Here is a 23,310-nt window from a genome sequence, read left to right as displayed (position 1 = left end):
AAGATAAAGTGTCGAACATGGACTTTCTGGACGCGATCAAGGCCGCCACCCGCGAGGTGGGCCGGCAGAACCTGCCCGAGGGCCCGGCCCGTTCGGTGGTCCTGCGGCGCAGCCTTCCGGTGCCGGCCGACGACGTCTGGGACGCCCTGACGAACCCTGACCGCCTCGCCCGCTGGTTCCTGCCGGTCACCGGCGACCTGCGGGAGGGCGGCCTGTTCCAGATGGAGGGCAACGCCGGCGGCCGGATCCTGCGCTGCGAGCGGCCGACCGAGCTGGTGGTCACCTGGATCTTCGGTGCCGACATCGCCACGACCACCGGCAGCGAGGTGCACCTGACGCTCTCGCCGGAGCCCGACGGCGGCACGGAGCTGTTGTTGCGCCACGTCGCGGTGGTCGACCCCGCCCTGTGGGAGCAGTACGGCCCAGGCGCCACCGGGGTCGGCTGGGACCTCGCGTTCCTCGGGCTCGGCCTGCACCTCGCCGGTGGCGGCCTCGACGACGCCGAGGGCTGGGAGGAGTCACCAGAGGCGCAGGCGTTCATGGTGGCCAGCGCCGAGAGCTGGGGCGCGGCTCAGCTCGCCGACGGCGCTCCGCCGGAGGCCGTGACGGCCGCGGTCGCCAACACCATCGCCTTTTACGCCGCGTCGGATTGAGCGACTATCCCGAACGGTGGGCGGTCGTCGCGCACGTCCGACCAGACCCCGCTGGCGTCGATGCGGCGTTGCGCCTCGCCGAGGTCGATGTCGTAGATGTCGCAGAGCGCGCGGGCTGAAGGCAGCAGCTGCAGCCCGCCGTCGCGCAGCTGGCGCAGCACCACCGTTTCGGTGGCACCGGCTCGCGCTTCGGCGGATGCGTGCTGGACCAGGTCGGCATAGCCGGTAGGGAGCGGCATGACCGCAGTATCCCCCGATAGGGTGGCGCGCGGTGTACCTGTGGCGCTCCGGATCGATCTCATGGATTTGATCCTTCGGGTGGTGTAACTGGACTGGTACGGCCGGTAAGGTGTCGGCGTTGACATGAGAGGCGTCGCGGGGGCGCAGCGCACGGGAGGTCGGGAAGTGCCGGTCACTGGCCAGCGGGTGGTTCGGCGTGCCTTGGGGCGACGCTTGACCAAACTGCGAGTCGCCAACGGCAAGTCGCGCCGTGAGGTAGCCGAGGCGAAACTCGGCATCTCGGAGCCGACGCTGCACCGCATCGAGACCGGCAAGGTCCCGGTCACCGGTGCCAACGTGCGGGCGTTGTGCTGGCTCTACGGCGCCGACCAGAGCGTCACCGACGCGCTCGCGGAGCTCGCCCTCGGCACGTCGCGCGAGGAGTGGTGGGACGGCAGCCCGGTCATCCCGGACTGGTTCAAGCTCTACGTCGGCCTGGAGGCCAGCGCCTCGAAGATCTGCACCTACGACGGCGAGATCATCCCGGGCGAGCTGCAAACGGAGCAATACGCGCTGGCCGTCTTCGGCGCCGAGCAGCCTCGCGACGACGAGGCCGTGCACCGCCACGTGAAGCTGCGGATGCAGCGGCAGCGCGCGTTGCTGGCCCGCGCGCCCCAGCTGGTCACCGTGCTCGGCGAGGGCGCGCTGACCCGCCCGGTCGGCGGCAGGACCGTGCTCGACGGCCAGATCGAGCACCTGCGGCGCACCGCCAAGCGTGACAACGTCGAGATCCGGGTGCTGCCGTTCACGGTCGGCGCGCACGCGGCGATGGCCGGCGCGTTCCGCATCCTCGACTTCGACGACCCTGACGACCCTGACGTCGTCTACCTCGAGTCCCACGTCGGCGCCCTCTATCTCGAGGAAGAGCACGAGGTCGCCGAATACCGCAGGGTCTTCGACCTGGTCTGCCGCGCGTCGGTCCCGCTCGAGAACTTCTGAGCCGTCCCGGGGTGACCTTGGCCCGCGCCCTCGTGCATAGTGGACGCGTCGGCTTGTCGACCTTGAACCCTGGGGAGGGATTCGTGGCCGGTGTTGCGAACGATGGCAATTCCAAGCCCGCGACCGCGGCTCGGATCTACGACTTCCATCTAGGCGGCACGCACAACTTCACGGCCGACCGCGAAGCGGCCATGGCGATCACCAAGATGTTCCCGTTCGTGCCGCTGCTCGCCCGCAACAACCGGGCCTTCCTCCGGCGTGCGGTGCGGCACCTGGCGAGCCAGGGCATCACGCAGTTCCTCGACGTCGGCTCCGGCATCCCGACCGAGGGCAACGTGCACGAGATCGCCCAGGAGATCGTCCCCGAGGCGCGGGTCGTCTACGTCGACATCGACCCGGTGGCCGTGTCCGAGAGCCTCGACCTGCTGGCCGGCAACGACAACGCGACCGCGATCCGGGCGGACCTGCGCGACCCGCAGTCCATCCTGGACAACCCGCAGGTCCGCAAGATCATCGACTTCGACCAGCCGGTCGGCCTGCTGATGGTGGCCGTGCTGCACTTCGTCTCCGACGACGACGTGGCCAGCTCGTCCGTGCGCGAGCTGCTCGCGCCGCTGCCGCAGGGCAGCTACCTGGTCATCTCGCACGGCTCCGCCGAGGGCATGCAGCGGGACCTGACCGACCTCGACAGCGCCCAGGCCGTCTACAAGCGCGACACGGCGACGCCGTTCGTGCTGCGGTCCAAGGCTCAGGTCGCGACCTACTTCGAGGGGCTCGAGCTGGTCGAGCCCGGCGTCGTGTGGCTGCCCGAGTGGCGCCCCGCGGCCGACGACCCGCAGGACTTCACCGACCGTCCCACCGAGAGCGGCGGCGTGTGCGCCGTGGGCATCCTGCGCTGATCCGACGTCACGTGCGCCGGGCCGGTCTGACCGGCCCGGCGCTCTGTTGTTTCCGGCTCAGTCCGTCAGCAGCTGGTCGAACTCGCCGCGCCTGGCTCCGAAGAGGAACGAGTCCCACTCCTCGGTGGTGAAACGCACCAGGCCACCCGACCGGTTCTTGCTGTTGCGCACCTCGATCCAGCCGTCGTGGCGGCGCGCCTCGACGCAGCTGCCACCGTTGCCTGTGGATCGGCTGGACATGATCCATCCCGTGCTGTCCGGCATGGGGTTAGTCCCTTCTGGTCATTTGACGTGGAAACTGGCGCCCGCCACGGTTTCCGGCGAACCGGACATCCACTCGGCACGGACCCAGAAGTTGCTCTCGGTAGTCGAAGATCGGCACCGCGTGCCCCTTTCGCGCTTCCCGCACCGCACTTGCTCCTGGTAGTGACCGATATTGGGCTTACTGCTCACGGCTTGCTTCTTTCACCATGAAACCGTGGCGTACATAGCGTAACTGAAAGCCGCTGCGATGGATGTCCTCAGGATGTTAAAGATCGCCGTGAAATCTTGCACGCTGATGAGCCGGCTGCGATGCTCATGTGCACCACCCCTCGCGCCCCCCAGCACCGACATCGCGACGGAGATGATCCACATGGCTGCGCCGCTGCTCGACCCCAACCTCCGCATGGAAGCCCCGACCGTTCCCAGCGATGGTTTCCAGCCGGGCTCGTGGGTCTGGGTGCACACATTGGGCAGTTGGCGCCCCGGGATCGTGCTGCACTCGTCGCCGCACGCGGCGACCGTGCGTTACCGGCCGGCGCAGGGGCGGGGCACCAGCGTCGACACCGTGACGAGCCACTCGCTGGCCGCGCGCATGGACGAGGACCCGTTCCTCGACAACGCGCCGCTCTCCGCGCTGCGCTGACCACGCTTTCGTCCACATTGGAATAGATGCGCTGGGCCGCGTTCTGGTTGCATCATCCGGGGAAAAATCATTGTCCGTCCTGCTCATGGGCGCCGAGCTGATCGCCCTGCGCGCCGGTTTCCTGTCCGCCCGCCGGGTGCGGGACGCGTACCTTGGCTACGCGACGAAGCAGTTCCGGCTCCTGGCCAACCGTGGCGGCGACTACGACCCCCGGGTCGCCAAGCACGCCCGGCACCTGATGCGGCTGTGCCACCAGGGCCTGCACGCGTACCGGACCGGCGAGATCCGGGTCGAGCTCGACGACCCCCAGGCGTTCCTCGACTTCGGCGAGCGGGTCGCGGCCGGCGACCTCGGCGCCGCCCGCGCGATGCTGGCCGAGCACGAGGCCGGCTTCGCCGCCGCCACCACGCCACTGCCCGAGACACCCAACGTGGCGCCGGTCGAGGCCTGGCTCCACCGCGTACGCCTGGCGTTCCTCTAGTCCTCGCCCGGCGTGACCAGGCCGGTCTCGTAGGCCAGGACCACCGCCTGTGCGCGGTCGCGCAGCGTCAGCTTCGCGAAGATGCGCGCCACGTGCGTCTTCACCGTCGCCTCGCTCAGGGTCAGCGCCTTGGCCAGCTCCGTGTTGGACAGGCCGCGGCCGAGCAGGGCGAGCACCTCGCGCTCGCGCGGTGTCAGCGCCGACAGGTCCTGGTGCACCCGCGGCTGCCCGCCCTGCCGGTCCTCGACCGCGAACCGCTGCACCAGCCGTCGGGTGATCGACGGCGCGAGCAGGGCGTCGCCTGTGTCGACCAGCCGCACCGCGGCGGCCAGGTGGTCGGCGGTGACGTCCTTGAGCAGGAAGCCGCTCGCGCCGATCGACAGGGCGGCGTAGACGTACCGGTCGAGGTCGAACGTGGTCAGCATCAGCACGCGGCACGCCGCGCCCTCGTCCAGGATGCGCCGGGTCGCGTCGAGCCCGTTCATCGTCGGCATGCGGATGTCCATCAGCACCACGTCCGGCCGCAGCCGCCGCGTTTCGGCCACCGCCTCGGCGCCGTCGCCGGCCTCACCGACCACGTCGATGCCGCGGGCGGTCAGGATCAGCCGGAAGCCGGTCCGGATCAGCTCCTGGTCGTCGGCGATCACCACCCGGGGCGCGGTCACGGGTACTCCACCGGGATGCGCGCCCGGACCCGGTAGCCGCCGCCGAGCCGTCGTCGCGCGTCGAGGTCGCCTCCGTACACCGCGACCCGCTGTTTGAGGCCCAGCAGCCCGCGCCCGGCGCCGTTCGGGTCCGGCAGCGCGGGAGGGTCGCCGGTGAGCACGCTCGGGCCGCTCGTCAGCACCTCGACGCGCAGCGAACGCTCGGCGTACCGGACCGTCACCTCGGCCCTGCCGCCCGTGCCGTGCTTGAGCGCGTTGGTCAGGGCCTCCTGCACGATCCGGTACGCGGTGACGTCCACACCGGACGGCAGCGGTCTCGGCTCGCCGGCGATCCGCACCTCCACCGGCAGGCCGGCGAACGCGATCCGGTCGACCAGCGGGCTGAGCCGGCTCAGGCTGGGCTGCGGCGCGTCCTCCTCCTCGACGCCGTCCGCGGCCGGGGCGAGCAAGCCGAGCAGGTGCCGCAGCTCGGTCATCGTGGTGCGGCCGGCTGTCTCGACCGCGGCCAGTGCCGCTTCGGCGTCGGCGGGCAGCGTGGTCAGCACCTCGCGGGCGGCGGTCGCCTGCACGATCATCAGGCTGACGTTGTGGCTCACGATGTCGTGCAGCTCCCGCGCGATCCTGGCCCGCTCCTCCTCGACGGCGGCCCGGCCCGCGCTCTCCCGTTCGCGTTCGAGCAGCCAGCCACGTTCCTCCAGGGCCTGGCGGTGCCGGCGGCGGGCACGCAGAAACGCCACACCCAGCCCCGCGGCGATCCCGCCCGCGAGCGCAGCGACCAGCCAGCCCACGGGTCCACCATGGCAGACGGCGCGCGCGGTGGCGTCATCCGCGAGGTCCAGCCGGCTACATCCCGGGAATGACGGGGTCCCCGGGTTGCATCCCGCGGCCGACGTGCCACCGCCCGTGCGCTGGCTACCTTGCTGCCATGACCACTGTCGTGCGGCTGGAGAACGTCCGCAAAGAGTACGGAGACACGACCGCCCTGGACGGCGTCTCGCTGGAGATCAGGGCCGGCGAGGCCGTGGCGGTGATGGGTCCGTCGGGTTGCGGCAAGTCCACCATGCTCAACATGATCGCCGGGCTGGACCGCCCGACGTCCGGCTCGGTCCGCGTGCACGACGAGGAGCTCGGCCGGCTCAACGAGACGAAGCTGGCCCTGTTCCGGCGGCACCGGATCGGCATGATCTTCCAGTTCTTCAACCTGCTCGACGACCTGCCGGCCCTCGACAACGTGGCGCTGGCGGCCCAGCTGACCGGCAGCCGGGTCGGCACGGCCCGGCAGCGGGCGCTGGAGCTGCTAGACGAGCTCGGCATCGCGGACCGGCGCAACGTCTACCCGGCGGCGCTCAGCGGGGGCGAGCGGCAGCGGGTGGCGGTGGCCAGGGCGCTGATGAACCGCCCGGCGCTGCTGCTGGCGGACGAGCCGACCGGCGCCTTGGACAGCCGCGCGGGGGAGCAGGTGATGGACCTGCTGCTCGACCTCAACCAGATCGGCCAGACGCTGCTGATCGTCACGCACGACGAACGGCTCGCCACCCGCTGCGCGAGCCGGGTCGTCGAGCTCGCCGACGGCCGGGTCACCCACGAGCGCACGTTGGAGCGGGCATGAGCGAGCGAAGCGAGCGCGGTCAGCTCAGCGCCGGGCGGTCAGGCTCCGCCGACCGAAGGGAGGTGGCGGCATGACAGCCGTATGGCGGGCCGCTCGGGCGGCGGTTCGTCGGCGCAGGTTGCAGACGTTTGTCATCGGGCTCGTGGTGTTGTTGTCCACCACGACGATCGTGGTCGCGTTGGCGTTGTTGGCGGCTACGTCGGCGCCGTTCGACCGGGCCTTCGCTCGGCAGGCCGGTCCGCACGCCATCGCGCTGTTCGATCCGGGTGTCAACCCTCCGTCGCAAGGAACCGGCGTGGCAGCGGCGGCGGGGCCGTTCGGTCAGGTCGAGCTCGAGTCCACGGACAGCGTCCGGTTCGGGCCGCGGGGGCCGTTGACCGTCGTCGGGCGGGCCGACCCCGGCGGGCCGGTGGACAAGCTCGACCTGTGGCACGGGCGCTGGCCGTCCGCACCGGGGGAGATCGTGCTCAACGAGCCGGTCCACGACCTCGACCAGGGTCCGCCCCGGTCCGACGAGGTGACGCTGGGCGGCCACCGGTTCACGGTCGTCGGGTTGGCGCACAGCCTCGTCGGCTCGGCCGACGCCTGGGTGACTCCCGCGCAGGTCGCCGCCCTGCGGCCCACCGCCACGCAGATGCTCTACCGGTTCAGCGGCGACGTGTCGACCGAGGCGGCCGTCGAGGCCGACCTCGCCGCCGCCACCGCCGGGCTGCCGCTGACCGCCTCGCAGACCTACCTCGTGGTCAAGGAGCAGATCTCCGCGGACGTCGGGGTGTACGTGCCGTTCCTCGCCACCTTCGGCGTACTCGGACTGGTCGTCGGTGTCGTGATCGTCGGCAACGTGGTCAGCGGCGCGGTCGTCTCCGGCTACCGCCACATCGGCATCCTCAAGGCGATCGGCTTCACGCCACCCCAGGTGGTCGCCGTCTACCTGGCGATGGTGTCGCTGCCGGCCGTCGTGGGCTGCGTCCTCGGCACCGTCGCCGGCTCGCTGGCCGCCCAGCCCCTGCTGTCGGAGGGATTCGAAGGCCTCGGGCTCGACGTCGGCGTGGGTGTCGGACCGTGGATCTGGCTCGCCGGGCTCGTCGGTGTGCCCGCCACGGTCGTGTTCGCCGCGCTCGTGCCGGCCGTCCGTGCCCACCGCCTGTCGGCCGCCGAGGCCATCAGCGCCGGCAGCGCGCCCCGCCATGGCCGGGGCACCCGGATCCAGCACCGGCTCGCCGGCGTCCGGCTGCCGCGCTCGGTGTCTCTGGGACTCGGGCTGCCGTTCGCCCGGCCGGGCCGCACCGCGTTCACCGTCGCGGCCGTGCTGCTCGGCGTGACCACGGTGACGTTCGCGACCGGGCTCGCCGACACCCTGGTGCGGATCTCCACCATCGAGGACACGGCGGCCGGGCAGATCGGCGTACAACCGTCGAACGGTCAGTTCCGCGTCGCACCCGACAACGCGCCGCTGCCCGCCGGGGCGCCGGCCACCACCACCCGCACCAACGAGCAGGTCGAAGAGCTGCTCCGCGGGTTGCCGGACGCCGCCCGGGTGACCGCCATCCACCGCCTGCCCGTGTCGGCCGTCGGGCAGACCGAGCCGCTGCCCGTGAACTTCGTGCGCGGCGACTACTCCGCGATGGGCTACTCGGCGGAGCTCACCGCCGGCCGCTGGATGACCGGGCCGTCGGAGACCGTCGTGCCGACCGAGGTCATGCGCGGTCGGGGACTCGCGATCGGCGACCGGGTCACGCTGCGGCTCGGCAGCGGGCAGGCGGTGCTGACGGTCGTCGGCGAGACGATGGACGGGCCGCAGGGTCCGCCCGCCATGTTCGTCGACTGGACCGTGCTCAGCACCATGGCGCCGGACCGGGTGGTCCCGGCGTGGGACGTCTACTACCAGGTGCAGCTCGTGCCCGGCGGCGACGTCGTCGCCTACGTCGCCGCGGTGCTGGCCGCCGACCCGGCGATCGACGCGTGGAACAACGCGCAGCTCAGCGACTTCCTGGTCACCGTGGTCAGCTTCTCGTCGGTGCTGTCGCTGCTGCTGTCCACCGTCGCGGCGCTCGGCGTCTTCAACACGGTCGTGCTCAACGTCCGTGAGCGGCGCCGTGACCTGGGCATGCTCAAGTCGATCGGGATGACGCCACGCCAGGTGGTCACGATGGTGCTGACGTCCATGGCCCTCGTCGGCGTCGTCGGTGGGGTGCTCGGCATCCCGCTCGGCGTGCTGGCACACCGTTTCGTCGTGCCGTTGGCCGCGGACTCCGCCAGGGTCTCCCTTCCGCCGGCCGTTCTGGAGGTTTGGCAGGTGCCGACGCTCGCCCTGCTGGGCCTGGCCGGAGTGGTGATCGCGCTGCTCGGAGCCCTGGTGCCGGCGCGCGGTGCGGCCCGGCTCACCATCGCTTCCGTACTACACAACGAATGATCCTCGTTATTTCTGTTGCCCAAGACGGATCACGCGCTCTACCTTTGATACAGACAACGACGAACAAGGAGAACCCGAGATGTTGAGGCAGCGAGTTTCGCGACCGCAGTGGCTTACGCCGCGCGGCATCGCGGGCATGCCCAACGCCGGGCTATCCGCTTACCTGAAGCCCAGTGAGCACGCGACCTACGCGGGTCGGTGGCTGACGTAGCGTTGTTTTCACAAAGCGCTGACGCCGCCCACCCGCGAGGGACCGGGCGGCGTTTTCTTTATCCATAGGGGCGTGGCGCAACTGGTAGCGCACCGGCCTCCAAATCCGGTTGTTGCAGGTTCGAGTCCTGTCGCCCCTGCTTTCCTACCGTACCCATGGGCACGGTTGGGATTGTGATTTGAAAATTCCACAGTGGATGGCATTTTTTGGGCCGTTGGAGCAGCTGGACAGCTCGTCGCGTTCTCAGCGCGAAGATCAGGGGTTCGAGTCCCCTACGGCCTACGCGGATGTGGCGCAGTTGGTAGCGCGGCACCTTGCCAGGGTGCAGGTCGCCGGTTCGAACCCGGTCATCCGCTCGCTTCTTTGTTTCTATCGCTGAAAGGAGGATCCGGTGGACGTGCTGGTCATCAACGCCGACCTCGGCCCGCTCCACCGGGTCAGTCTCAGGCACGCCGTGCGGATGCTGGTCCGCCAGGTCGCCGAGGTCCACGAGTCGCGGCCCGACGGCCTGATCGGCGTCTACCCGGTGCCGACGGTCGTGCGACTGGTGCGCTATGTGGTCACGCGCTGGCGCTACACGGCGGTGCCGGGCTGGTCCCGGTCCGGCGTCCTGGTGCGCGACGGCCGGGCCTGCGGCTACTGCGGCGGACACGCGAGCACCGTCGACCACGTCCTGCCCCGCTCGCGCGGCGGCCGGAACACCTGGTCCAACACCATCGCGGCCTGCGAAGGCTGCAACCAGCGCAAGGGCGACCGCACCCCGGCCGAAGCCGGGATGACCCTGCGGTCCGAGCCGACGACCCCGTCGTGGGCGTCACTCACCCGGCGCTGACCGCGGCCGGCGGAGCTCCCTACCGCCGGCCGCACCCATGGGAGCTGATGTAACCCGGCAGCATGGTTGGCTCTGAACCAGCTCGTGGAGGTTCGAATCCTCCGCTCCCAGCTCTGCCCTCGTAGCCCAACGGCAGAGGCGACGGTCTGAGGGGCCGTAGGTTGCGCGTTCGAATCGCGCCGAGGGCACGTTCTTTCCTTGCCGCCGTAGCTCAGCTGGTAGCAGCGCCGCTCTCGTAAAGCGGAGGTCCCCGGTTCGAACCCGGGCGGCGGCTCTTGGTGTTTCCTTGGGGTGGGTGCAGGTGCACAGCGTTGCCTTGCAAGCTTCGCGTGCGCGGTTCGATACCGCGTCACTCCACGCACGTCGCCGCGTGTTACAGGGCGCGCGTCAAGGTCGATGACTATCGTTGTCTTATGCCGAGGGTCCGCACGTGGACGGACGAGCAACTCGCGAAGGCCGTTTCGGCGTCCACTACCGCGGCCGGTGTGCAGCGGCTTCTAGGCCGCGTCAGCGGGTTGCGTGACCGACTTATCGCTGCCGGGTTCCGCGAAGCCCGGTGCGAGGAGTGCGGGCTTACCAGGTGGCGTGGTCGGCCAGCACCACTGCAAGTCGACCATCTGGACGGGGACCGCATGAACAACGAGTTGGCCAACCTTCGGGTGCTGTGCGCCAACTGTCACATGCTCACGGAGAACTGGGGATTCAAGGGTGCGCGCAGGCGCCCCCGCCAAGCGCTTGTGGTGGAAATGGTAGACACGCCGGCCTCAGACGCCGGTGCCTCAGGGCATGGGAGTTCGACTCTCCCCGAGCGCACGCAAGATACCGCGAAGCAACGCTTGGTGCCGTAGCTCAGCTGGTCAGCGCACCGGTTGACAGACCGGGATGGCAGGGTCGAGTCCCTCTCCTCCCACCGAGCCTCCGTAGCTCAACGGACAGAGCACCGGTCTACGAAGCCGGGGGTGGAGGTTCGATTCCTCCTGGGGGCACACAACGGGCTGTGGCGCAGTTTGGTAGCGCACCGCGTTCGGGACGCGGGGGTCGTCGGTTCAAATCCGGCCAGCCCGACCAGATCATTTCCCCGTAGCTCAATCGGCGGAGCAGGCGACTGTTAATCGCAAGGCTGCTGGTTCGAATCCAGCCGGGGAAGCGCAACGCCCGGGTAGCTCAGCGGGAGAGCACTGCTTTCACACAGCAGGGGTCCCTGGTTCAAGCCCAGGTCCGGGCACGGTGTTCGTGGTGTACGGGTGTGCACGCCGGATTGTGGCTCCGGAAGGCGAGGGTTCGACTCCCCGCGATCACCCCACGGGAGCGCGCCACCGACGGTGAGGTGGGACTGGCTGTAACCCAGTTGCCTTCGGGCTCAGGGGGTTCGAATCCCTCCGCTCTCACGATGCCCTCGTAGCTCAGCGGAAGAGCGCGGCTCTCCGAAGGCCGAGGCCGCTGGTTCGAATCCAGCCGGGGGCACGTCTTTTTGTCGTCGTTTCGCCGAGGTAGCCCAACGGGAGAGGCGCGGAACTCAAAATTCCGTTGTTGCGGGTTCGAGTCCCGCCCTCGGCACGTTGCCCTGTTAGCTCAATGGAAGAGCGTCCGCCTGTCGAGCGGAAGGCCGCCGGTTCGATCCCGGTACGGGGCGCAACGGAGAGTCCGCCATCGGTGAGGCAAGCGGGTTGCTAACCCGTGGGCGGGGTGACTCGTCGGCCGGTTCGACTCCGGCACTCTCCGCCACGTCGTCGTGGCCAAGGTGGTGAAGGCACTGCGCTGATATCGCAGAGATCGGTGGTTCGAGCCCACCCGACGACACGCGTGGTGAGGCCAGCCGACAGTCGGCGCCGGCCGCGGTCCCGAAAACCGTTGGGGTTTACGCCCGTAGGAGTTCGACCCTCCTCCTCACCGCCACGTTCCGTTAGCTCAGCCTGGTCAGAGCGGCGGCCTCTTAAGCCGCGCGTCGGGGGTTCGAATCCCTCACGGAACACTTGCGGGATAGAGGAGTTCGGTCGTCCTCGCAGGGCTCATAATCCTGAGATCGCGGGTTCGAATCCCGCTCCCGCTACCACGTTCCGGTAGCTCAGCCTGGTAGAGCGCCCGCTCGACGCGCGGGAGGTCGGGGGTTCGAAACCCTCCCGGAACACCACCCTGGCGCGGTGGACGAATAGGTAGAGTCGCCCGGCTTTCACCCGGGACAGGTGCGGGTTCGAATCCCGTCCGCGCTGCTCGATGCCATCCACTGTGGACGATGACGCAGGAGGACGTTGGCTGTCCAGCCGCCGCTCATAACGGCGGTCCGCCCGGTTCGACACCGGGGCCTGCGACGGTGGGGCCATCCGGTCCCGCCCTCACACGCACCTCCCCGGTGCGCGGGCGACGGCTACTTCTCGGTAACGCGACCCTGTAAAGGTCGGCGGGTTCGATCCCCGCTAACGCCGCCGCCAACTTGATCTCGGGGAGCACAACGTCAGATGCGGTGCCCGGTGCGCAGGTTCGGAGTTCTTCCATTCGTAATGGGGTGGTTGCGGGTTCGAGTCCCGTCGTCGGCTCTGCGCCGGCGTAGCTCAATCGGCAGAGCACCTAATGACCGCCGGACCGACTTGATCTCGGGCACCTCCATCTGAAGCTTGGCTCCCCTCCGGGCGGAGGGACCCAAACCCATGTCGAAGTTCAACAGCACGGCGACGCGTACGGCGGCCGGCTCGAGCCCGGTCACGACCGCGAGCACGCCGACCGGGCGTACGTACGAGGGCGCTCCGGGTTTCACCCGTGACCAGAAGTCCGAGCTCTTCCTGCTCGCCGTGACCAACATGGTCGGCGAGGCCACGTTTTACGAGTCCGCGGGCGACCGCGACAGCCGCTTCGCGCACCTGGTCCGCGAGGTAGCCGTCGCCGACCCGGCCTGGATGGGCGGCTTCCTCGGCTGGCTGCGCTCCGACGCGAACATGCGTTCCGCGTCGCTGGTCGGCGCGCTCGAGGCCACCCGTGCGCTCGTCGCCGCAGGCGTTCCGGGCGGCCGTCAGCTCGTCGCCTCGGTGCTGAAGCGGGCGGACGAGCCGGGCGAGGCCCTGGCGTACTGGACGTCCCGCTACGGTCGGGCGATCCCGAAGCCGGTCAAGCGCGGTGTGGCCGACGCGATCGCCCGGCTCTACACGGAGTACGGGCTCCTCAAGTACGACACCGCCAGCAAGGGTTTCCGGTTCGCAGACGTCATCGACCTCGTGCACCCGACGCCGGCCGCGCCCTGGCAGGGCGACCTGTTCCAGGTCGCGCTCGAGCGACGGCACAACCGCGACGTGGTCCAGCGGGAGTCGCTGCCGATGCTCGCGGCGAACAGCGAACTCCGGCGGGCCGCGGTCGCCGATCCGCGCGTGCTGCTCGACGCCGAGCGGCTGCGGGCTGCGGGCATGACGTGGGAGGACGTGCTGTCGCTGGCCGGCGACCGCCTCGACAAGGCGGCGCTGTGGTCCGCGCTGGTTCCGGGCATGGGCTACATGGCGCTGCTGCGGAACCTGCGCAACCTCGACCAGGCCGGCGTTTCCGACCAGGTCGCGAGCGTGGTGGCCGCGCGGCTGGCCGACCCGGCCCAGGTCGCGACGTCGCGGCAGCTGCCGATGCGGTTCCTGTCCGCCTACCGGGCCGTGCCGTCGCTTCGGTGGGCGTACCCGCTGGAGCAGGCGATCGGACACTCGCTCGCGTCGGTCCCCGCGTTGCCGGGCCGCACGCTGGTGCTGGTCGACACGTCGTACTCGATGAACGCTGGTTTCAGCAAGGACGGCACGCTGCGCCGGTGGGACGCCGCGGTCACCTTCGGCATCGCGCTCGCCCAGCGCTGCGCCGCCGCCGACGTGGTCTCGTTCTCCACGTCGACGAAGGTCTTCCCGCTCGTCGCGGGAGAGTCGTTGCTGCGGTCGATCGAGCGGTGGAAGGCCGGCGGGTTCTTCCTGGGCGACGGCACGGACACCTCCGGCGCGCTCCGGCGACACTTCGCACGCCACGACCGGGTGGTGGTGGTCACGGACGAGCAGGCGTCGGCCGGCGGCAGCGTCGACCGCGCGGTCCCGGCGTCGGTGCCGATGTTCACCTGGAACCTGGCTGGCTACCGCATGGGGCACGCGCCGTCCGGGTCGGGCAACCGGCACACCTTCGGCGGCCTGACCGACCAGGCGTTCCGGATGATCCCGCTGCTCTCGGCGGGTCGTGACGCCGACTGGCCGTGGATGCGCGGCTGAGTGTCTCCGGCGGCCGCGGACTCACCGCGGCCGCCGGACTCAGGGCTCAGGGCTCACGGGTCGGTTCGTGGCTCGTGGCTCGTGGCGAAGGACTGTTGGTGCGCTCGGCAGGATTCGAACCTGCGACCCTGGGCTTAGAAGACCCCTGCTCTATCCACTGAGCTACGAGCGCCTGGCGGATGTCGCGCCCTGTGTCGGCCGATTGACGGACAGCCAGGGCGTGACGATCTCGCCTGCACATATTAGGTTTCCACGCGTGCAGGTGACGAGCACCCGCTTTCTACCGCTCCTGGTGTCGACCGCTGATCGCTCGGTCGACGAGGGGCACGTGCTCGACGAGTTCACGGAGGGTATCGCCGTCGCGTACTCGTTCGGTCCTCCGTTCGGGGAGAGATTGGTCAGCTGGTCGGATCTTGATCGGTTGGCCATCAACCGGCGCACGCTGCGGCGCGTGGCTATCGACCACCTTTACGACAATCTGCGCAGGGCGCAGATTCACGGCCGGCCACCAGCGCTGATGCTCTCGTTCGAGGGTCTCGAGTCGAGTGTGCTGCTGGCCGAGGAGTTCTGGGAGGAGATCGCGCCGCGCGTACCCGGTGAGCTGGTCGTCGGGGTTCCGGCTCGTGATGTTGTGATTATCACGGGAAGTGAGTCACCGCCCGGGCTGAACAAGGCGCGGCGGGCGATCGAACGGGTCTTCATGGCTGGCGACCGGCATCCGATCAGCCGGGAGCTGCTGGTGTGGCGCCAGGGGGAGTGGCAGCCGCTGCTGCTCGGCCGGCGGCCCGGCCCGCGACCGCCCGAACCCGGATGGGGTGGTGGTCCGCGCGCCGCTCAGGGCTGGTCGGGGCCGCGGCCGGTCAGCTCGGCACCGCGGCCGGTCAGCTCGGCACCTGATCCGGCATCGCCCCGGTGGCAGCCGCCGCGCCAGCACCCGGAGCCCGATTATCGCCCTCGGTGGCGTCAACCACCGGAGGACCCCCGTCAGTGGGAGTCACGTACGCGTCGATCCAGCGCCCCACCTCAGTGAAGAGGCGCTCCCGAGGCTGCGGCCCGGAGAGCGTGAGGTCGTGGAGGCCGCCGTCGATGCGCACCAGGGTGACGTGCTGGCCGAGCCGCGGCGCGTAGCGGACGATGTGCTCGACGTCGAGGACGGCATCGGCCACGTTGATGCTTTCGTGCCATTTCGCGCCTCGGAACGTGCGGGTCGAGCAGGCCACGAGCACCGGTGCCGGGATCTCGAGGCCGGCCCAGAGCTGGCGGTGCGCGGCGCGGATCGCGCCGACCCAACCGGCGTAGATCGGGAACGCCTCGATCGGCTTCCAGGCCAGGTTGTAGTCCCACTCGCCGCGGTAGTTGATGTGCAGGCTCTGCCCGTAGAGGCTTTCGAGCCCGCGGGGTACGACCCGGCGCGGGCGGCGGCGGCCCAGGCGGGCCACTCCGGCGAGCGCGGGGCCGCGCATCAGCCAGGGCATGTTGAACTCGAAGAACGGACTGTTCAAGAAGAGACCGTCGATCATTTTCCGGTCACGCCGGGCATGCGCCCACAGTGACGCGACCAGGCCGCCGGTGGAGTGGCCGTTGACCAGCAGCGTCTCGGCGCCGATGAGCTCGGCGGCGATGTCGAGCTCGGTGAAGTACTCGTGCAGGTCGGTGGTGAAGTTCGGGGTCTGGTGCGGCAGCAGGCTGCGGCCGTAGCGGCGCAGGTCGATGGCGTGGAAGTCCCAGCCGCGGTCGACGTAGAAATCGGCCAGGTGGGTCTGGAAGAAGTAGTCGACGAAGCCGTGCACGTAGAGGACGGCGCGGCCGGTCGGGCGCTCCGTGCGGCGGCTGACCAGCGTCGCTATCAGCGGTCCCTCGTCGTCGTGTCCGAGGTCGATGACCCGGCGCTCGTACGGTTTGCCGAGGACGTCAATCTCCACGTCTGCCACGACCCGAATTTACCGCTCCCGTAGCACATCCGAACTTGATCGTTCGGTTTTCCACAGTCGGCCACTTATCCACAGCCGTCAGTCCGTCCGTGGCGTCCGCCCTCGTACCCGGCGAGGCTGGTCCTCCGAGTCGACTCACGTCCTGTCCAGCCTTCTCGTGGAGATGATGATGTTCGATACCTACGTGACTCTGGTCGGCAACGTGCTGACCGCGCCCGAGTGGCGCCGCACCACCAAGACCAACTCGCTCGTGGCCAGCTTCCGGGTGGCGTCCACGGCCCGCCGCTTCGACCGCGACAACGACCGGTGGGTCGACGGCAACAGCCTTCGCGTACGCGTGACGTGCTGGAGGCGGCTCGCGGAGGGCATCGCGTCCTCGGTGATGACCGGCGACCCGGTCGTCGTGGTCGGCCGCCTCTACACGCGCGACTGGTCCGACGGCGAGGGCAACAACCGCACGTCGTACGAGGTGGAGGCGATCGCCGTGGGCCATGACCTGTCGCGGGGCAAGGCCCGGTTCATCCGCACCCGCGGCGCCGGCGCGATCAGCGAGCTCGACGACGACGAGGGCGCGCTGCAGGCGCGTGGCGAGCCGACCGAGGAGGTCGCCGACGACGAGGTGCCGGCCCGCTACGGCGACAGTGCGGAGCTGTTCGAGGACGCGGAGCTCGCCGAGCGCGATGCGCCGGCGATCGTTCCCGAGGAGGAGCCGGTGCCGGCCTGACCGCTTAGTTGGCCGCCGGCTTGCCGTTTTCGCCCAGCACGGCGGCCAACACCGTGCCCAGGTAGGCCTCGAGCGCGGGACCCTGTGGCACCGCTTCCGGAATCCGCACCACGAGCTGGATGTGGCCGATGTAGGTGGCGTACGCGAACAGGGCCCTGCGCTCGGCCTCGGCCTGGTCGAAGCCGAGCGCGGTGAGCTGGGAGGCGATGTAGGCGGTCCGCCGGGCGACGGCCCGGCGCATCGCCGACGCCACCGCCGGGTGGTCCGCGGCCGCGTGCAGGTGCACCTCGACCGGTGCCCGCTCCGAGGCGGTCACCGCGATGAACAACGCGCGAAGGCGTGCGGCGGGGTCGGGCTCGGCGTCGACGGTGCGCAGGATCTCGTCGGTGTAGGTCTCGTCCCAGCTGCTCAGGGCGGCTTCGAGAAGGGCGTCGCGGTTGGCGAAGTGCCAGTAGAAGCTGCCCTTGGTGGTGCCGAGCCGGGCGGCGAGCGGCTCGACGGCGACGCCGGCCAGGCCCTGCTCGCCGATCGCGGTCAACGCCGCGGCGGTCCAGTCGTCGCGTCCGAGACGGGGTTTACGCACAGCCATACGCTACCGTATGGTCTCTCCATACGGTTCCGTATGGAGGAGGCCTCATGGACCATGACGTGATCGTCGTCGGCACCCGGGCAGCCGGTGCCGCGACCGCGATGCTGCTGGCCAGGGCCGGGCTGCGCGTGCTGGCCGTCGACCGGGCGCGCTTCCCGAGCGACACCCTCTCGACGCACCAGGTGCAGGTGCCCGGCATCGCCCGCCTGCGGCGGTGGGGCGTGCTCGACCGGATCGCCGGGGTGACGCCGGCGGTGCCGACCGTGCGGCTCGATGCCGGGCGGGCGGTGCTGCACGGGCGCTATCCGGTGGTCGACGGGGTCGGGGAGCTCTACGGTCCGCGCCGCACGGTGCTCGACGCGGCGCTGGTGGAGGCAGCGCGGGAGGCGGGCGTCGAGGTCCGCGAAGGCTTCGCGGTCGAGAAGCTGACCCGCGACGCCGAAGGCCGGACAACCGGCATCCGCGGCAGAGAACGCGGGGAGGGGAGGGGGAGGGGCCCCTCTGCCAGGCGCATCACCGCGACCGCTCCCCTCGTGATCGGCGCCGACGGCAAGCGGTCCACGATCGCCGAGGCGGTCGGCGCCAAGGCCTACCACGTGCGGCAGCCGGCGACGTTCGCCTGTTACACCTACTGGTCGGGGGTCGACCTCCCCGTCGGCGAGATCCACACCCGCCCCGGCCTGACCGTTCCGGCCTTTCCCACCAACGACGGGCTCGTGATGGTCGCGCTGTTCGCGCCCCTGGCCGACTTCGACCGGTTCCGCGCCGATCCGGCGGCGAGCTACCAGGCCGCGCTCGACCGGTGCGGTGGCGACCTCGGCGACCGTGTCCGGTCCGGGGTGCGGGCCGAGCCGTTCCGGCTGGCTCCCGACGTGCCGAACGGCTTTCGGGTGCCGCACGGACCGGGCTGGGCACTCGTCGGTGACGCCGGCGTCGTGATGGACCCCGTCGCGGGTCAGGGCATCAGCAACGCCTTCCGGGATGCCGAGCTCCTCGCCGCGGCGATCGTGCGGGGCCTCGCGCCCGGCGGCCGGCTCGACGACGAGCTCGCCGGCTACCAGCGGGACCGCGACGCCACCGCGCTGCCGATCTATTCGATGACCAGGTCCCTTGCCGCGTTGCGGGTCTCGGTCGGGCAGCGGCTGCTGCTGGCCGCGATCGCCGACGACCCGGCGGAGACCACGCGGTTCCTCGGCGTGCTGGCCGGCTCCGAGCGCTACGACGACTACCTGCGCGCCGGGAACGTACTCGGTCGGCTCGGCGCCGGCGTCGGGCGGCGGCTGCTGTGCAAGGGACCGGCCGCGGACCAGGCAGACGCCGCACCGGTGGCTGGATGACCTGGGTCAGCCCATCGAGTCGGGGTCCTGACAGGGCGACGCGTCAGGGTGGATTACGCATCTCCTGTCCGCTTCCGTACGGGCCGTTGCGTCTAGGCTGCCGGAATGGAAACGACCGCCAGCCGGCCCGAGGTCATCGTCGTGGGGCTCGGCACGATGGGTGCGGCGGCCGCGTACCACTTGGCTAGCCGCGGCATGCGGGTCTTGGGCATCGACCGGTTCACGCCGCCGCACGGGCGCGGTGAGCACGCCGGCGGTTCGAGGATCATTCGCCAGGCGTACGCCGAGGGTCGTGCCTATGTGCCCCTCGTGCTGCGCGCCTACGAGCTCTGGGAGCAGCTCGGCGAGGTCCACGGCGTCGAGCTGATGACCCAGACCGGCGGCCTGATGGTGGGCCGCGAAGACTCCGCGCAGGTGTCCGGGGCGTTGGCGTCCGCGCGTGCGCACTTCCTGGACCACGAGGTGCTCGACGCCGACGCGATCCGGCAGCGGTTCCCGGCGTTCACGCCCGCCGACGACGAGGTCGGGCTCTACGAGCGCGCCGCCGGCATCATCCGGCCCGAGGCCGCGATCAGCGCTCACCTGCGGCTGGCCGAGCTGTCCGGTGCCGAGCTGCGCTTCGGCGCCACCGTCGGCGGTTGGGACGCCACTGCCGACGGGGTGACCGTGCGGGTCGGCGGCGACACGATCGAGGCCGACCGGCTCGTCGTCTGCCCGGGGCCGTGGGCGGCCGACCTGCTGCAGATGCCCGGCACGCCCGTGACGTTGCAGAGCCGGTTGCAGCACTACTGGCTGCCGTCCGACGCCTTCGCGATCGGCCGGTGCCCGGTCTGGATCTGGGAGCCGACCGACGACGCGGTGGGGTACGGCATCCCCGCGTTCGCCCCGCCCGCCGACTTTCACGACCTGGGGCCGGGGGTGGGTGCCGTGGTCAAAGCCGCCTTCCACACCGGTGAGCGGCCCGCGGACGCCGAGCTCGGCCCGCCGTCGGCGACCCCGGACGACCTGTCGACGATGCTGTCGTGGCTGTCCGGACGGCTGCCGGGGCTGGCCGACGCCAAGTACCTCGAGGCCAAGCCCTGCCTCTACACCATGACCCCGGACGGCGACTTCATCCTCGGCACGCACCCACAGGCACCCACGGTGACGCTCGCGGCCGGCTTCTCCGGGCACGGCTTCAAGTTCGCGCCGGTCATCGGCGAGATCCTCGCCGACCTGGTCCAGACCGGCCACACGCTGCACAACATCGACCAGTTCGCGCCGGGCCGGTTCACCGCGAAGGCCGCCTGAGGCGGTCCCCGAGGCGGCCACGAGCCGGCCGCTAGGGTGATCATGTGGGATGGCTGGCGGTGGATCGGGTAGCACTCGGTGGGCGGGTGGCCGACGCCGCCGGGCTGCTGGCCGGGTACGGGCTGGACGCGTTGCTGGGTGACCCCCGCCGGTTCCATCCGGTCGCCGGGTTCGGGACCCTCGCGCAGCGCCTGGAACGCCGGCTCTACCGCGACAACCGGCGCGCGGGGGCCGCGTACACGCTGATGGCCGTCGGTGCTCCCGCGGCGCTCGGGGTGGCGGCGGCGCTCGCGACGCGCGGGCATCCCGTGTCGCGGTTCGTGGTGACCGCGGCGGCCACCTGGACCGTGCTCGGCGGGCGGACGCTGCGGGCCGAGGGGCAGCGGATGGCCGGTTACCTGCGCGGCGGCGACCTGCCGGGCGCGCGCGGGCGGCTGAACTACCTGTGCGGTCGCGACCCGGCCGCGCTCGACGAGGCGGAGCTCGCCCGGGCGACCGTGGAGTCGGTCGCCGAGAACACCTCCGACGCCGTCGTCGCGCCGCTCTGGTGGGGTGCCGTCGCCGGCGTTCCGGGGCTGCTGGCCTACCGCGCGGCGAACACGCTGGATGCGATGGTGGGTCACCGGTCGGCGCGGTACGCGCGGTTCGGCACTCCCGCGGCCCGGCTCGACGACGTGCTCAACCTCGGTCCGGCCCGGCTGACCGCGCTGCTGACGGTGGCGGCCGCGCCGCAGGTCCGGGGGCGGCGCGCGGAGGCACTGCGGGTCTGGCGGCGCGACCGCGACGACCACCCGAGCCCCAACGCCGGCCAGTGCGAGTCGGCGATGGCCGGCGCGCTCGGGGTCCGGCTCGGTGGCCGCAACGTCTACTTCGGACGCACCGAGACCCGTCCGTACCTCGGTGACGGGCCGCGTCCCGACTTTCGCCACATCAACCGCGCCGCGAAGCTGTCGGCGACGGTCGGGGTCGCGTCGGTGGCGCTCGCGGCGGCGGTCTCGTTCGTCCGCCCCAGGCGGGTCCGCCTGTGAACGGCGGCCTGCTCGTCGCCGGCACCACCTCCGACGCCGGCAAGAGCGTCGTCACCGCCGGCATCTGTCGCTGGTTGCGCCGGCAGGGAGTACGCGTGGCGCCGTTCAAGGCCCAGAACATGTCCAACAACTCGGCCGTCGTGGTCGGGCCGGACGGGCGCGGCGGCGAGATCGGGCGGGCGCAGGCGATGCAGGCCGCCGCCTGCGGGATACCGGCTGAGGTGCGTTTCAACCCGGTGCTGCTCAAGCCCGGCAGCGACCACTCCAGCCAGGTCGTCGTGCTCGGCGAGGCCGTGGACCGGGTCGACGCCGGCAACTTCCGCGCGCTCAAGTCGCGGCTCGCCGGCACGGTCTTCGAGACTTTCGACCAACTGCGCACCGAGTACGACGTCATCGTGTGCGAAGGTGCCGGCAGCCCGGCTGAGATCAACCTGCGGGACAGCGACTTCGTCAACCTCGGGCTGGCCCGGCACGGACGGCTGCCCACCGTGGTGGTCGGCGACATCGACCGCGGTGGTGTCTTCGCCGCCATGTTCGGCACGGTCGCGCTGCTCGACAAGGCCGACCAGGACCTCGTCGCCGGGTTCGTGGTCAACAAGTTCCGCGGCGACCGCGGGCTGCTCCAGCCCGGCATCGACATGCTGGAGCGGGTCACCGGGCGGCCGACGTACGGCGTACTCCCGTGGCATCTCGATCTCTGGTTGGACGCGGAGGACTCGCTCGCCTACGGCAGCACGCTCGGGCGGCCCGCGGCGCCGCACGGCAGCGAGTGGCTCGACGTGGCGGTGGTGCGGCTGCCGCGCGTCTCGAACGCGACCGACGCCGAGGCGCTCGCGACCGAGCCCGGCGTGCGGGTGCGGCTGACCGTCGAGCCGGCCGACATCGCCGCCGCCGACCTGGTCGTGGTGCCGGGCAGCAAGTCCACCGTGGACGACCTGCGGTGGCTGCGGGAGACCGGGTTGGCTTCGGCGGTCAGTCGCCGGGCCGCGGCGGGGCGGCCGGTGCTGGGCATCTGCGGCGGCTACCAGATGCTCGCGCGTGCCATCCACGACGACGTCGAGAGCGGTCGGGGCACCGTCGACGGGCTCGGGCTGTTGCCGATCGAGATCACGTTCGACCCGCGCAAGACCGTGACGCTCGCGTCGGGCACGGCGGAGGGCGGGCTGCCGGTGCGCGGATACGAGATCCATCACGGGTACGTGTCCGCGGGGGCGCCGTCGGCACCCCTGCTGACCTATTCGGACGGTCGGCCCGAGGGTGCCCGGGACGGTGCGGTGTTCGGCACGCACTGGCACGGCGCCTTCGAGTCCGACGGGTTCCGCCGCTGGTTCCTCGCGGAGGCGGCGGGGCTCGCGGGTCGGACGGGGTTCACACCCGCACCGGGCACGGAGTTCGCCGCTGTCCGCGAGCGCACGCTGGACCTGCTCGGCGACCTGGTCGAGGAGCACCTCGACACCGACGCGCTGTGGCGGCTGGTCGAGCGCGGCGCGCCGGCCGGTCTGCCGTTCGTGCCGCCCGGCGCGCCGTGAGGCCGTCCACTTTCGACGGTATGGCGCGGGAGATCCTGCGGCGTCGACCTCGGCTGGGATCGACGCGGCTGGTCGCGGTCGACGGGCCGAGCGGTGCGGGCAAGACGGTGTTCGCCGAGCGGCTCCGGGCGGCCGTCGGCACCGGCGTTCCGTTGGTGCACACCGATGACTTCCTCGACGGGTGGGACGACCAGTTCACCTACTGGGAGCGGCTCGAGGAGCTGGTGCTGGCGCCGCTGCGGTCGGGTCGGCCCGGGCGGCATCGGCGGTACGACTGGGAGCGGGGTGCGTTCGTCGGGCCGTGGGTGCCGGTGCCGGCCGCGCCCGTGGTCGTGCTGGAGGGGTTCGGTGCGATGCGGGCCGGGCCGGAGCTCACGTTCGCCGTCTTCGTGACCGCGCCCGCTCGGCTGCGTCTTCGGCGGTCGTTGTCGCGGGACGGTGCCGATACCCGTCCCGAGTTGCTGCGGTGGCGGCGGCGCGAGAACCGGCATTTCGCGGTTGACCGCACCGCGGCGCGCGCCGACGTCGTGGTGTCGGGGGTCTGGAGCGCGGAGCCGGTCCTGCTCGACCGCTGACCTGGGTGGTGTCGTCCACAGGGGTTGACCAGTGTGCTCCTTCGTGCTGCGGGCGCACGGTCGCGCGTATCCCCTGGGACGCTCCTTGATTTTTGATCTTGACTTGCGCCACGGTTGATCTGGTTGTCGGGATCTGACCATCCGAGTGGTCAGTGGTTATCCACAGGCATAGACGGGCGCCGTGCCGTCGTGCACGCTGGTC

General features: G+C 70.9%; 19 protein-coding genes, 25 tRNA genes and 4 pseudogenes. 41 read left to right on the top strand and 7 right to left on the bottom strand.

The features are described 5' to 3' along the window. The first annotated feature begins 17 nt into the window (after nt 1-17). Nucleotides 18-653 (top strand): SRPBCC domain-containing protein, encoded by a 636-nt coding sequence (locus AB0J88_RS25190; protein ID WP_364352003.1) that lies wholly within the window; start codon nt 18-20, stop codon nt 651-653. Here AB0J88_RS25190 and AB0J88_RS25185 read toward each other — a convergent pair. Beyond that, the gene (locus tag AB0J88_RS25185) at nt 635-892 is read right to left on the bottom strand and encodes a hypothetical protein (RefSeq protein WP_364352006.1); all 258 of its coding nucleotides are present in this window, start codon (nt 890-892) and stop codon (nt 635-637) included. The genes AB0J88_RS25190 and AB0J88_RS25185 overlap by 19 nt on opposite strands. A 124-nt stretch (nt 893-1,016) precedes the next feature. Between AB0J88_RS25185 and AB0J88_RS25180 the strand changes: the two genes are divergently transcribed. Both AB0J88_RS25180 and AB0J88_RS25175 read left to right on the top strand, forming a co-directional pair. After that, the gene (locus tag AB0J88_RS25180) at nt 1,017-1,871 is read left to right on the top strand and encodes a helix-turn-helix transcriptional regulator (protein ID WP_364352009.1); all 855 of its coding nucleotides are present in this window, start codon (nt 1,017-1,019) and stop codon (nt 1,869-1,871) included. Between the two features lie 83 nt (nt 1,872-1,954). Continuing rightward, complete coding sequence (locus AB0J88_RS25175) at nt 1,955-2,770, top strand: SAM-dependent methyltransferase (RefSeq protein WP_364352012.1); 816 nt, start codon at nt 1,955-1,957, stop codon at nt 2,768-2,770. A gap of 57 nt (nt 2,771-2,827) precedes the next feature. On the opposite strand, the gene AB0J88_RS25170 is transcribed toward AB0J88_RS25175, so the two are convergent. Next, nucleotides 2,828-3,010, bottom strand: coding sequence for a DUF397 domain-containing protein (locus AB0J88_RS25170; RefSeq protein ID WP_364352015.1), 183 nt, complete (start codon nt 3,008-3,010; stop codon nt 2,828-2,830). 394 nt (nt 3,011-3,404) lie between these two features. Here AB0J88_RS25170 and AB0J88_RS25165 point away from each other — a divergent pair, with 394 nt between their 5' ends. Beyond that, nucleotides 3,405-3,677: a hypothetical protein gene (locus tag AB0J88_RS25165; RefSeq protein ID WP_364352018.1), complete on the top strand. Its 273-nt coding sequence runs from the start codon at nt 3,405-3,407 to the stop codon at nt 3,675-3,677. A gap of 70 nt (nt 3,678-3,747) precedes the next feature. Continuing rightward, on the top strand, nt 3,748-4,158 hold the full coding sequence (locus AB0J88_RS25160; protein ID WP_364352021.1) for a hypothetical protein: 411 nt from the start codon (nt 3,748-3,750) through the stop codon (nt 4,156-4,158). Here the strand turns inward: AB0J88_RS25160 and AB0J88_RS25155 are convergent. Then, on the bottom strand, nt 4,155-4,823 hold the full coding sequence (locus AB0J88_RS25155; RefSeq protein WP_364352024.1) for a response regulator transcription factor: 669 nt from the start codon (nt 4,821-4,823) through the stop codon (nt 4,155-4,157). The two genes, AB0J88_RS25160 and AB0J88_RS25155, sit on opposite strands and share 4 nt — an antisense overlap. Further along, on the bottom strand, nt 4,820-5,602 hold the full coding sequence (locus AB0J88_RS25150) for a histidine kinase (RefSeq protein ID WP_364352102.1): 783 nt from the start codon (nt 5,600-5,602) through the stop codon (nt 4,820-4,822). The genes AB0J88_RS25155 and AB0J88_RS25150 overlap by 4 nt, the downstream gene beginning before the upstream one ends. A 146-nt stretch (nt 5,603-5,748) precedes the next feature. Between AB0J88_RS25150 and AB0J88_RS25145 the strand changes: the two genes are divergently transcribed. From AB0J88_RS25145 to AB0J88_RS25005, 29 genes and pseudogenes are all read left to right on the top strand, one after another. Beyond that, complete coding sequence (locus AB0J88_RS25145) at nt 5,749-6,432, top strand: ABC transporter ATP-binding protein (RefSeq protein ID WP_364352027.1); 684 nt, start codon at nt 5,749-5,751, stop codon at nt 6,430-6,432. 70 nt (nt 6,433-6,502) lie between these two features. Then, on the top strand, nt 6,503-8,845 hold the full coding sequence (locus AB0J88_RS25140) for an ABC transporter permease (protein ID WP_364352030.1): 2,343 nt from the start codon (nt 6,503-6,505) through the stop codon (nt 8,843-8,845). Between the two features lie 277 nt (nt 8,846-9,122). Continuing rightward, nucleotides 9,123-9,195 (top strand) — tRNA-Trp (locus AB0J88_RS25135). A gap of 69 nt (nt 9,196-9,264) precedes the next feature. Next, nucleotides 9,265-9,338 (top strand) — tRNA-Glu (locus AB0J88_RS25130). Nucleotide 9,339: 1 nt separating this feature from the next. Further along, nucleotides 9,340-9,412: transfer RNA gene (locus tag AB0J88_RS25125), tRNA-Gly, on the top strand. A 35-nt stretch (nt 9,413-9,447) separates the two neighbouring features. After that, complete coding sequence (locus AB0J88_RS25120) at nt 9,448-9,888, top strand: HNH endonuclease (RefSeq protein ID WP_364352033.1); 441 nt, start codon at nt 9,448-9,450, stop codon at nt 9,886-9,888. Between the two features lie 38 nt (nt 9,889-9,926). Continuing rightward, a tRNA-Gln gene (locus AB0J88_RS25115) sits at nt 9,927-9,999 on the top strand. A gap of 4 nt (nt 10,000-10,003) precedes the next feature. Beyond that, nucleotides 10,004-10,076, top strand: a tRNA-Leu gene (locus AB0J88_RS25110). A gap of 12 nt (nt 10,077-10,088) precedes the next feature. Beyond that, nucleotides 10,089-10,162: transfer RNA gene (locus AB0J88_RS25105), tRNA-Thr, on the top strand. A 139-nt stretch (nt 10,163-10,301) separates the two neighbouring features. Continuing rightward, a pseudogene (locus tag AB0J88_RS25100) lies at nt 10,302-10,544 on the top strand (hypothetical protein); the annotation flags it as partial. Between the two features lie 75 nt (nt 10,545-10,619). After that, nucleotides 10,620-10,701, top strand: a tRNA-Leu gene (locus AB0J88_RS25095). 101 nt (nt 10,702-10,802) lie between these two features. After that, nucleotides 10,803-10,874 (top strand) — tRNA-Arg (locus AB0J88_RS25090). A gap of 5 nt (nt 10,875-10,879) precedes the next feature. Then, nucleotides 10,880-10,956: transfer RNA gene (locus AB0J88_RS25085), tRNA-Pro, on the top strand. A gap of 6 nt (nt 10,957-10,962) precedes the next feature. Further along, nucleotides 10,963-11,035, top strand: a tRNA-Asn gene (locus AB0J88_RS25080). A gap of 6 nt (nt 11,036-11,041) precedes the next feature. Further along, a tRNA-Val gene (locus AB0J88_RS25075) sits at nt 11,042-11,113 on the top strand. Between the two features lie 2 nt (nt 11,114-11,115). Then, a tRNA-His gene (locus tag AB0J88_RS25070) sits at nt 11,116-11,191 on the top strand. A 1-nt stretch (nt 11,192) separates the two neighbouring features. Then, nucleotides 11,193-11,276: transfer RNA gene (locus AB0J88_RS25065), tRNA-Tyr, on the top strand. A gap of 4 nt (nt 11,277-11,280) precedes the next feature. Next, nucleotides 11,281-11,352, top strand: a tRNA-Arg gene (locus tag AB0J88_RS25060). Between the two features lie 20 nt (nt 11,353-11,372). Next, a tRNA-Leu gene (locus AB0J88_RS25055) sits at nt 11,373-11,445 on the top strand. Nucleotides 11,446-11,449: 4 nt separating this feature from the next. Next, nucleotides 11,450-11,521: transfer RNA gene (locus AB0J88_RS25050), tRNA-Asp, on the top strand. A 4-nt stretch (nt 11,522-11,525) separates the two neighbouring features. Next, nucleotides 11,526-11,613, top strand: a tRNA-Ser gene (locus AB0J88_RS25045). A gap of 1 nt (nt 11,614) precedes the next feature. Beyond that, nucleotides 11,615-11,688 (top strand) — tRNA-Ile (locus AB0J88_RS25040). Nucleotides 11,689-11,693: 5 nt separating this feature from the next. Continuing rightward, nucleotides 11,694-11,784 (top strand) — tRNA-Ser (locus AB0J88_RS25035). Between the two features lies 1 nt (nt 11,785). After that, a tRNA-Lys gene (locus tag AB0J88_RS25030) sits at nt 11,786-11,860 on the top strand. 2 nt (nt 11,861-11,862) lie between these two features. Then, nucleotides 11,863-11,941 (top strand) — tRNA-Met (locus tag AB0J88_RS25025). Nucleotide 11,942: 1 nt separating this feature from the next. Then, a tRNA-Val gene (locus AB0J88_RS25020) sits at nt 11,943-12,019 on the top strand. 4 nt (nt 12,020-12,023) lie between these two features. Next, nucleotides 12,024-12,098 (top strand) — tRNA-Glu (locus AB0J88_RS25015). A gap of 147 nt (nt 12,099-12,245) precedes the next feature. Beyond that, nucleotides 12,246-12,317: transfer RNA gene (locus tag AB0J88_RS25010), tRNA-Ser, on the top strand. A gap of 216 nt (nt 12,318-12,533) precedes the next feature. Then, the gene (locus AB0J88_RS25005; protein ID WP_364352036.1) at nt 12,534-14,105 is read left to right on the top strand and encodes a TROVE domain-containing protein; all 1,572 of its coding nucleotides are present in this window, start codon (nt 12,534-12,536) and stop codon (nt 14,103-14,105) included. A gap of 96 nt (nt 14,106-14,201) precedes the next feature. Here the strand turns inward: AB0J88_RS25005 and AB0J88_RS25000 are convergent. After that, a tRNA-Arg gene (locus tag AB0J88_RS25000) sits at nt 14,202-14,277 on the bottom strand. A 48-nt stretch (nt 14,278-14,325) separates the two neighbouring features. Between AB0J88_RS25000 and AB0J88_RS24995 the strand changes: the two are divergent. Next, nucleotides 14,326-14,859, top strand: a pseudogene (locus AB0J88_RS24995) (DUF1444 family protein); the annotation flags it as partial. A 127-nt stretch (nt 14,860-14,986) separates the two neighbouring features. Here AB0J88_RS24995 and AB0J88_RS24990 read toward each other — a convergent pair. Next, entirely contained in the window at nt 14,987-16,027 is a 1,041-nt protein-coding gene (locus AB0J88_RS24990; RefSeq protein WP_364352105.1) for an alpha/beta hydrolase, read from the bottom strand. Nucleotides 16,028-16,205: 178 nt separating this feature from the next. On the opposite strand from AB0J88_RS24990, the pseudogene AB0J88_RS24985 reads away from it, so the two are divergent. After that, nucleotides 16,206-16,757, top strand: a pseudogene (locus AB0J88_RS24985) (single-stranded DNA-binding protein); the annotation flags it as partial. Nucleotides 16,758-16,764: 7 nt separating this feature from the next. Here the strand turns inward: AB0J88_RS24985 and AB0J88_RS24980 are convergent. Further along, nucleotides 16,765-17,343: a TetR/AcrR family transcriptional regulator gene (locus AB0J88_RS24980; RefSeq protein WP_364352039.1), complete on the bottom strand. Its 579-nt coding sequence runs from the start codon at nt 17,341-17,343 to the stop codon at nt 16,765-16,767. A gap of 53 nt (nt 17,344-17,396) precedes the next feature. Here AB0J88_RS24980 and AB0J88_RS24975 point away from each other — a divergent pair, with 53 nt between their 5' ends. The 5 genes and pseudogenes from AB0J88_RS24975 to AB0J88_RS24955 form a co-directional block, all read left to right on the top strand. After that, nucleotides 17,397-18,686: an NAD(P)/FAD-dependent oxidoreductase gene (locus tag AB0J88_RS24975; protein WP_364352042.1), complete on the top strand. Its 1,290-nt coding sequence runs from the start codon at nt 17,397-17,399 to the stop codon at nt 18,684-18,686. A 105-nt stretch (nt 18,687-18,791) separates the two neighbouring features. Further along, a complete protein-coding gene (gene solA / locus AB0J88_RS24970; protein ID WP_364352045.1) occupies nt 18,792-19,976 on the top strand; it encodes an N-methyl-L-tryptophan oxidase in 1,185 nt (394 codons plus the stop codon). Nucleotides 19,977-20,035: 59 nt separating this feature from the next. Further along, nucleotides 20,036-21,004, top strand: a complete 969-nt coding sequence (locus AB0J88_RS24965) for a cobalamin biosynthesis protein (protein ID WP_364352048.1) — start codon at nt 20,036-20,038, stop codon at nt 21,002-21,004. Then, nucleotides 21,001-22,533 (top strand): cobyric acid synthase, encoded by a 1,533-nt coding sequence (locus AB0J88_RS24960; protein WP_364352051.1) that lies wholly within the window; start codon nt 21,001-21,003, stop codon nt 22,531-22,533. Before AB0J88_RS24965 ends, AB0J88_RS24960 begins: the two co-directional genes overlap by 4 nt. Before the next feature lie 50 nt (nt 22,534-22,583). After that, nucleotides 22,584-23,072 (top strand): annotated as a pseudogene (locus tag AB0J88_RS24955) (hypothetical protein); the annotation flags it as partial. Between the last annotated feature and the right edge of the window lie 238 nt (nt 23,073-23,310).

The sequence above is a fragment of the Asanoa sp. NPDC049475 genome, assembly GCF_040676915.1.
GTDB lineage: Bacteria > Actinomycetota > Actinomycetes > Mycobacteriales > Micromonosporaceae > Asanoa.
Note: the sequence above shows the minus strand (reverse complement) of the source record. Positions and strands in the feature narration are given on the sequence as shown.

Bases quoted from the DNA above. Each gene is read 5' to 3' on its own strand.
- AB0J88_RS25190 (WP_364352003.1), top strand. From the start codon at position 18: ATGGACTTTCTGGACGCGATCAAGGCCGCCACCCGCGAGGTGGGCCGG.
- AB0J88_RS25185 (WP_364352006.1), bottom strand. From the start codon at position 892: ATGCCGCTCCCTACCGGCTATGCCGACCTGGTCCAGCACGCATCCGCC.
- AB0J88_RS25180 (WP_364352009.1), top strand. From the start codon at position 1,017: ATGAGAGGCGTCGCGGGGGCGCAGCGCACGGGAGGTCGGGAAGTGCCG.
- AB0J88_RS25170 (WP_364352015.1), bottom strand. From the start codon at position 3,010: ATGTCCAGCCGATCCACAGGCAACGGTGGCAGCTGCGTCGAGGCGCGC.
- AB0J88_RS25165 (WP_364352018.1), top strand. From the start codon at position 3,405: ATGGCTGCGCCGCTGCTCGACCCCAACCTCCGCATGGAAGCCCCGACC.
- AB0J88_RS25145 (WP_364352027.1), top strand. From the start codon at position 5,749: ATGACCACTGTCGTGCGGCTGGAGAACGTCCGCAAAGAGTACGGAGAC.
- AB0J88_RS25140 (WP_364352030.1), top strand. From the start codon at position 6,503: ATGACAGCCGTATGGCGGGCCGCTCGGGCGGCGGTTCGTCGGCGCAGG.
- AB0J88_RS25005 (WP_364352036.1), top strand. From the start codon at position 12,534: ATGTCGAAGTTCAACAGCACGGCGACGCGTACGGCGGCCGGCTCGAGC.
- AB0J88_RS24975 (WP_364352042.1), top strand. From the start codon at position 17,397: ATGGACCATGACGTGATCGTCGTCGGCACCCGGGCAGCCGGTGCCGCG.
- solA (WP_364352045.1), top strand. From the start codon at position 18,792: ATGGAAACGACCGCCAGCCGGCCCGAGGTCATCGTCGTGGGGCTCGGC.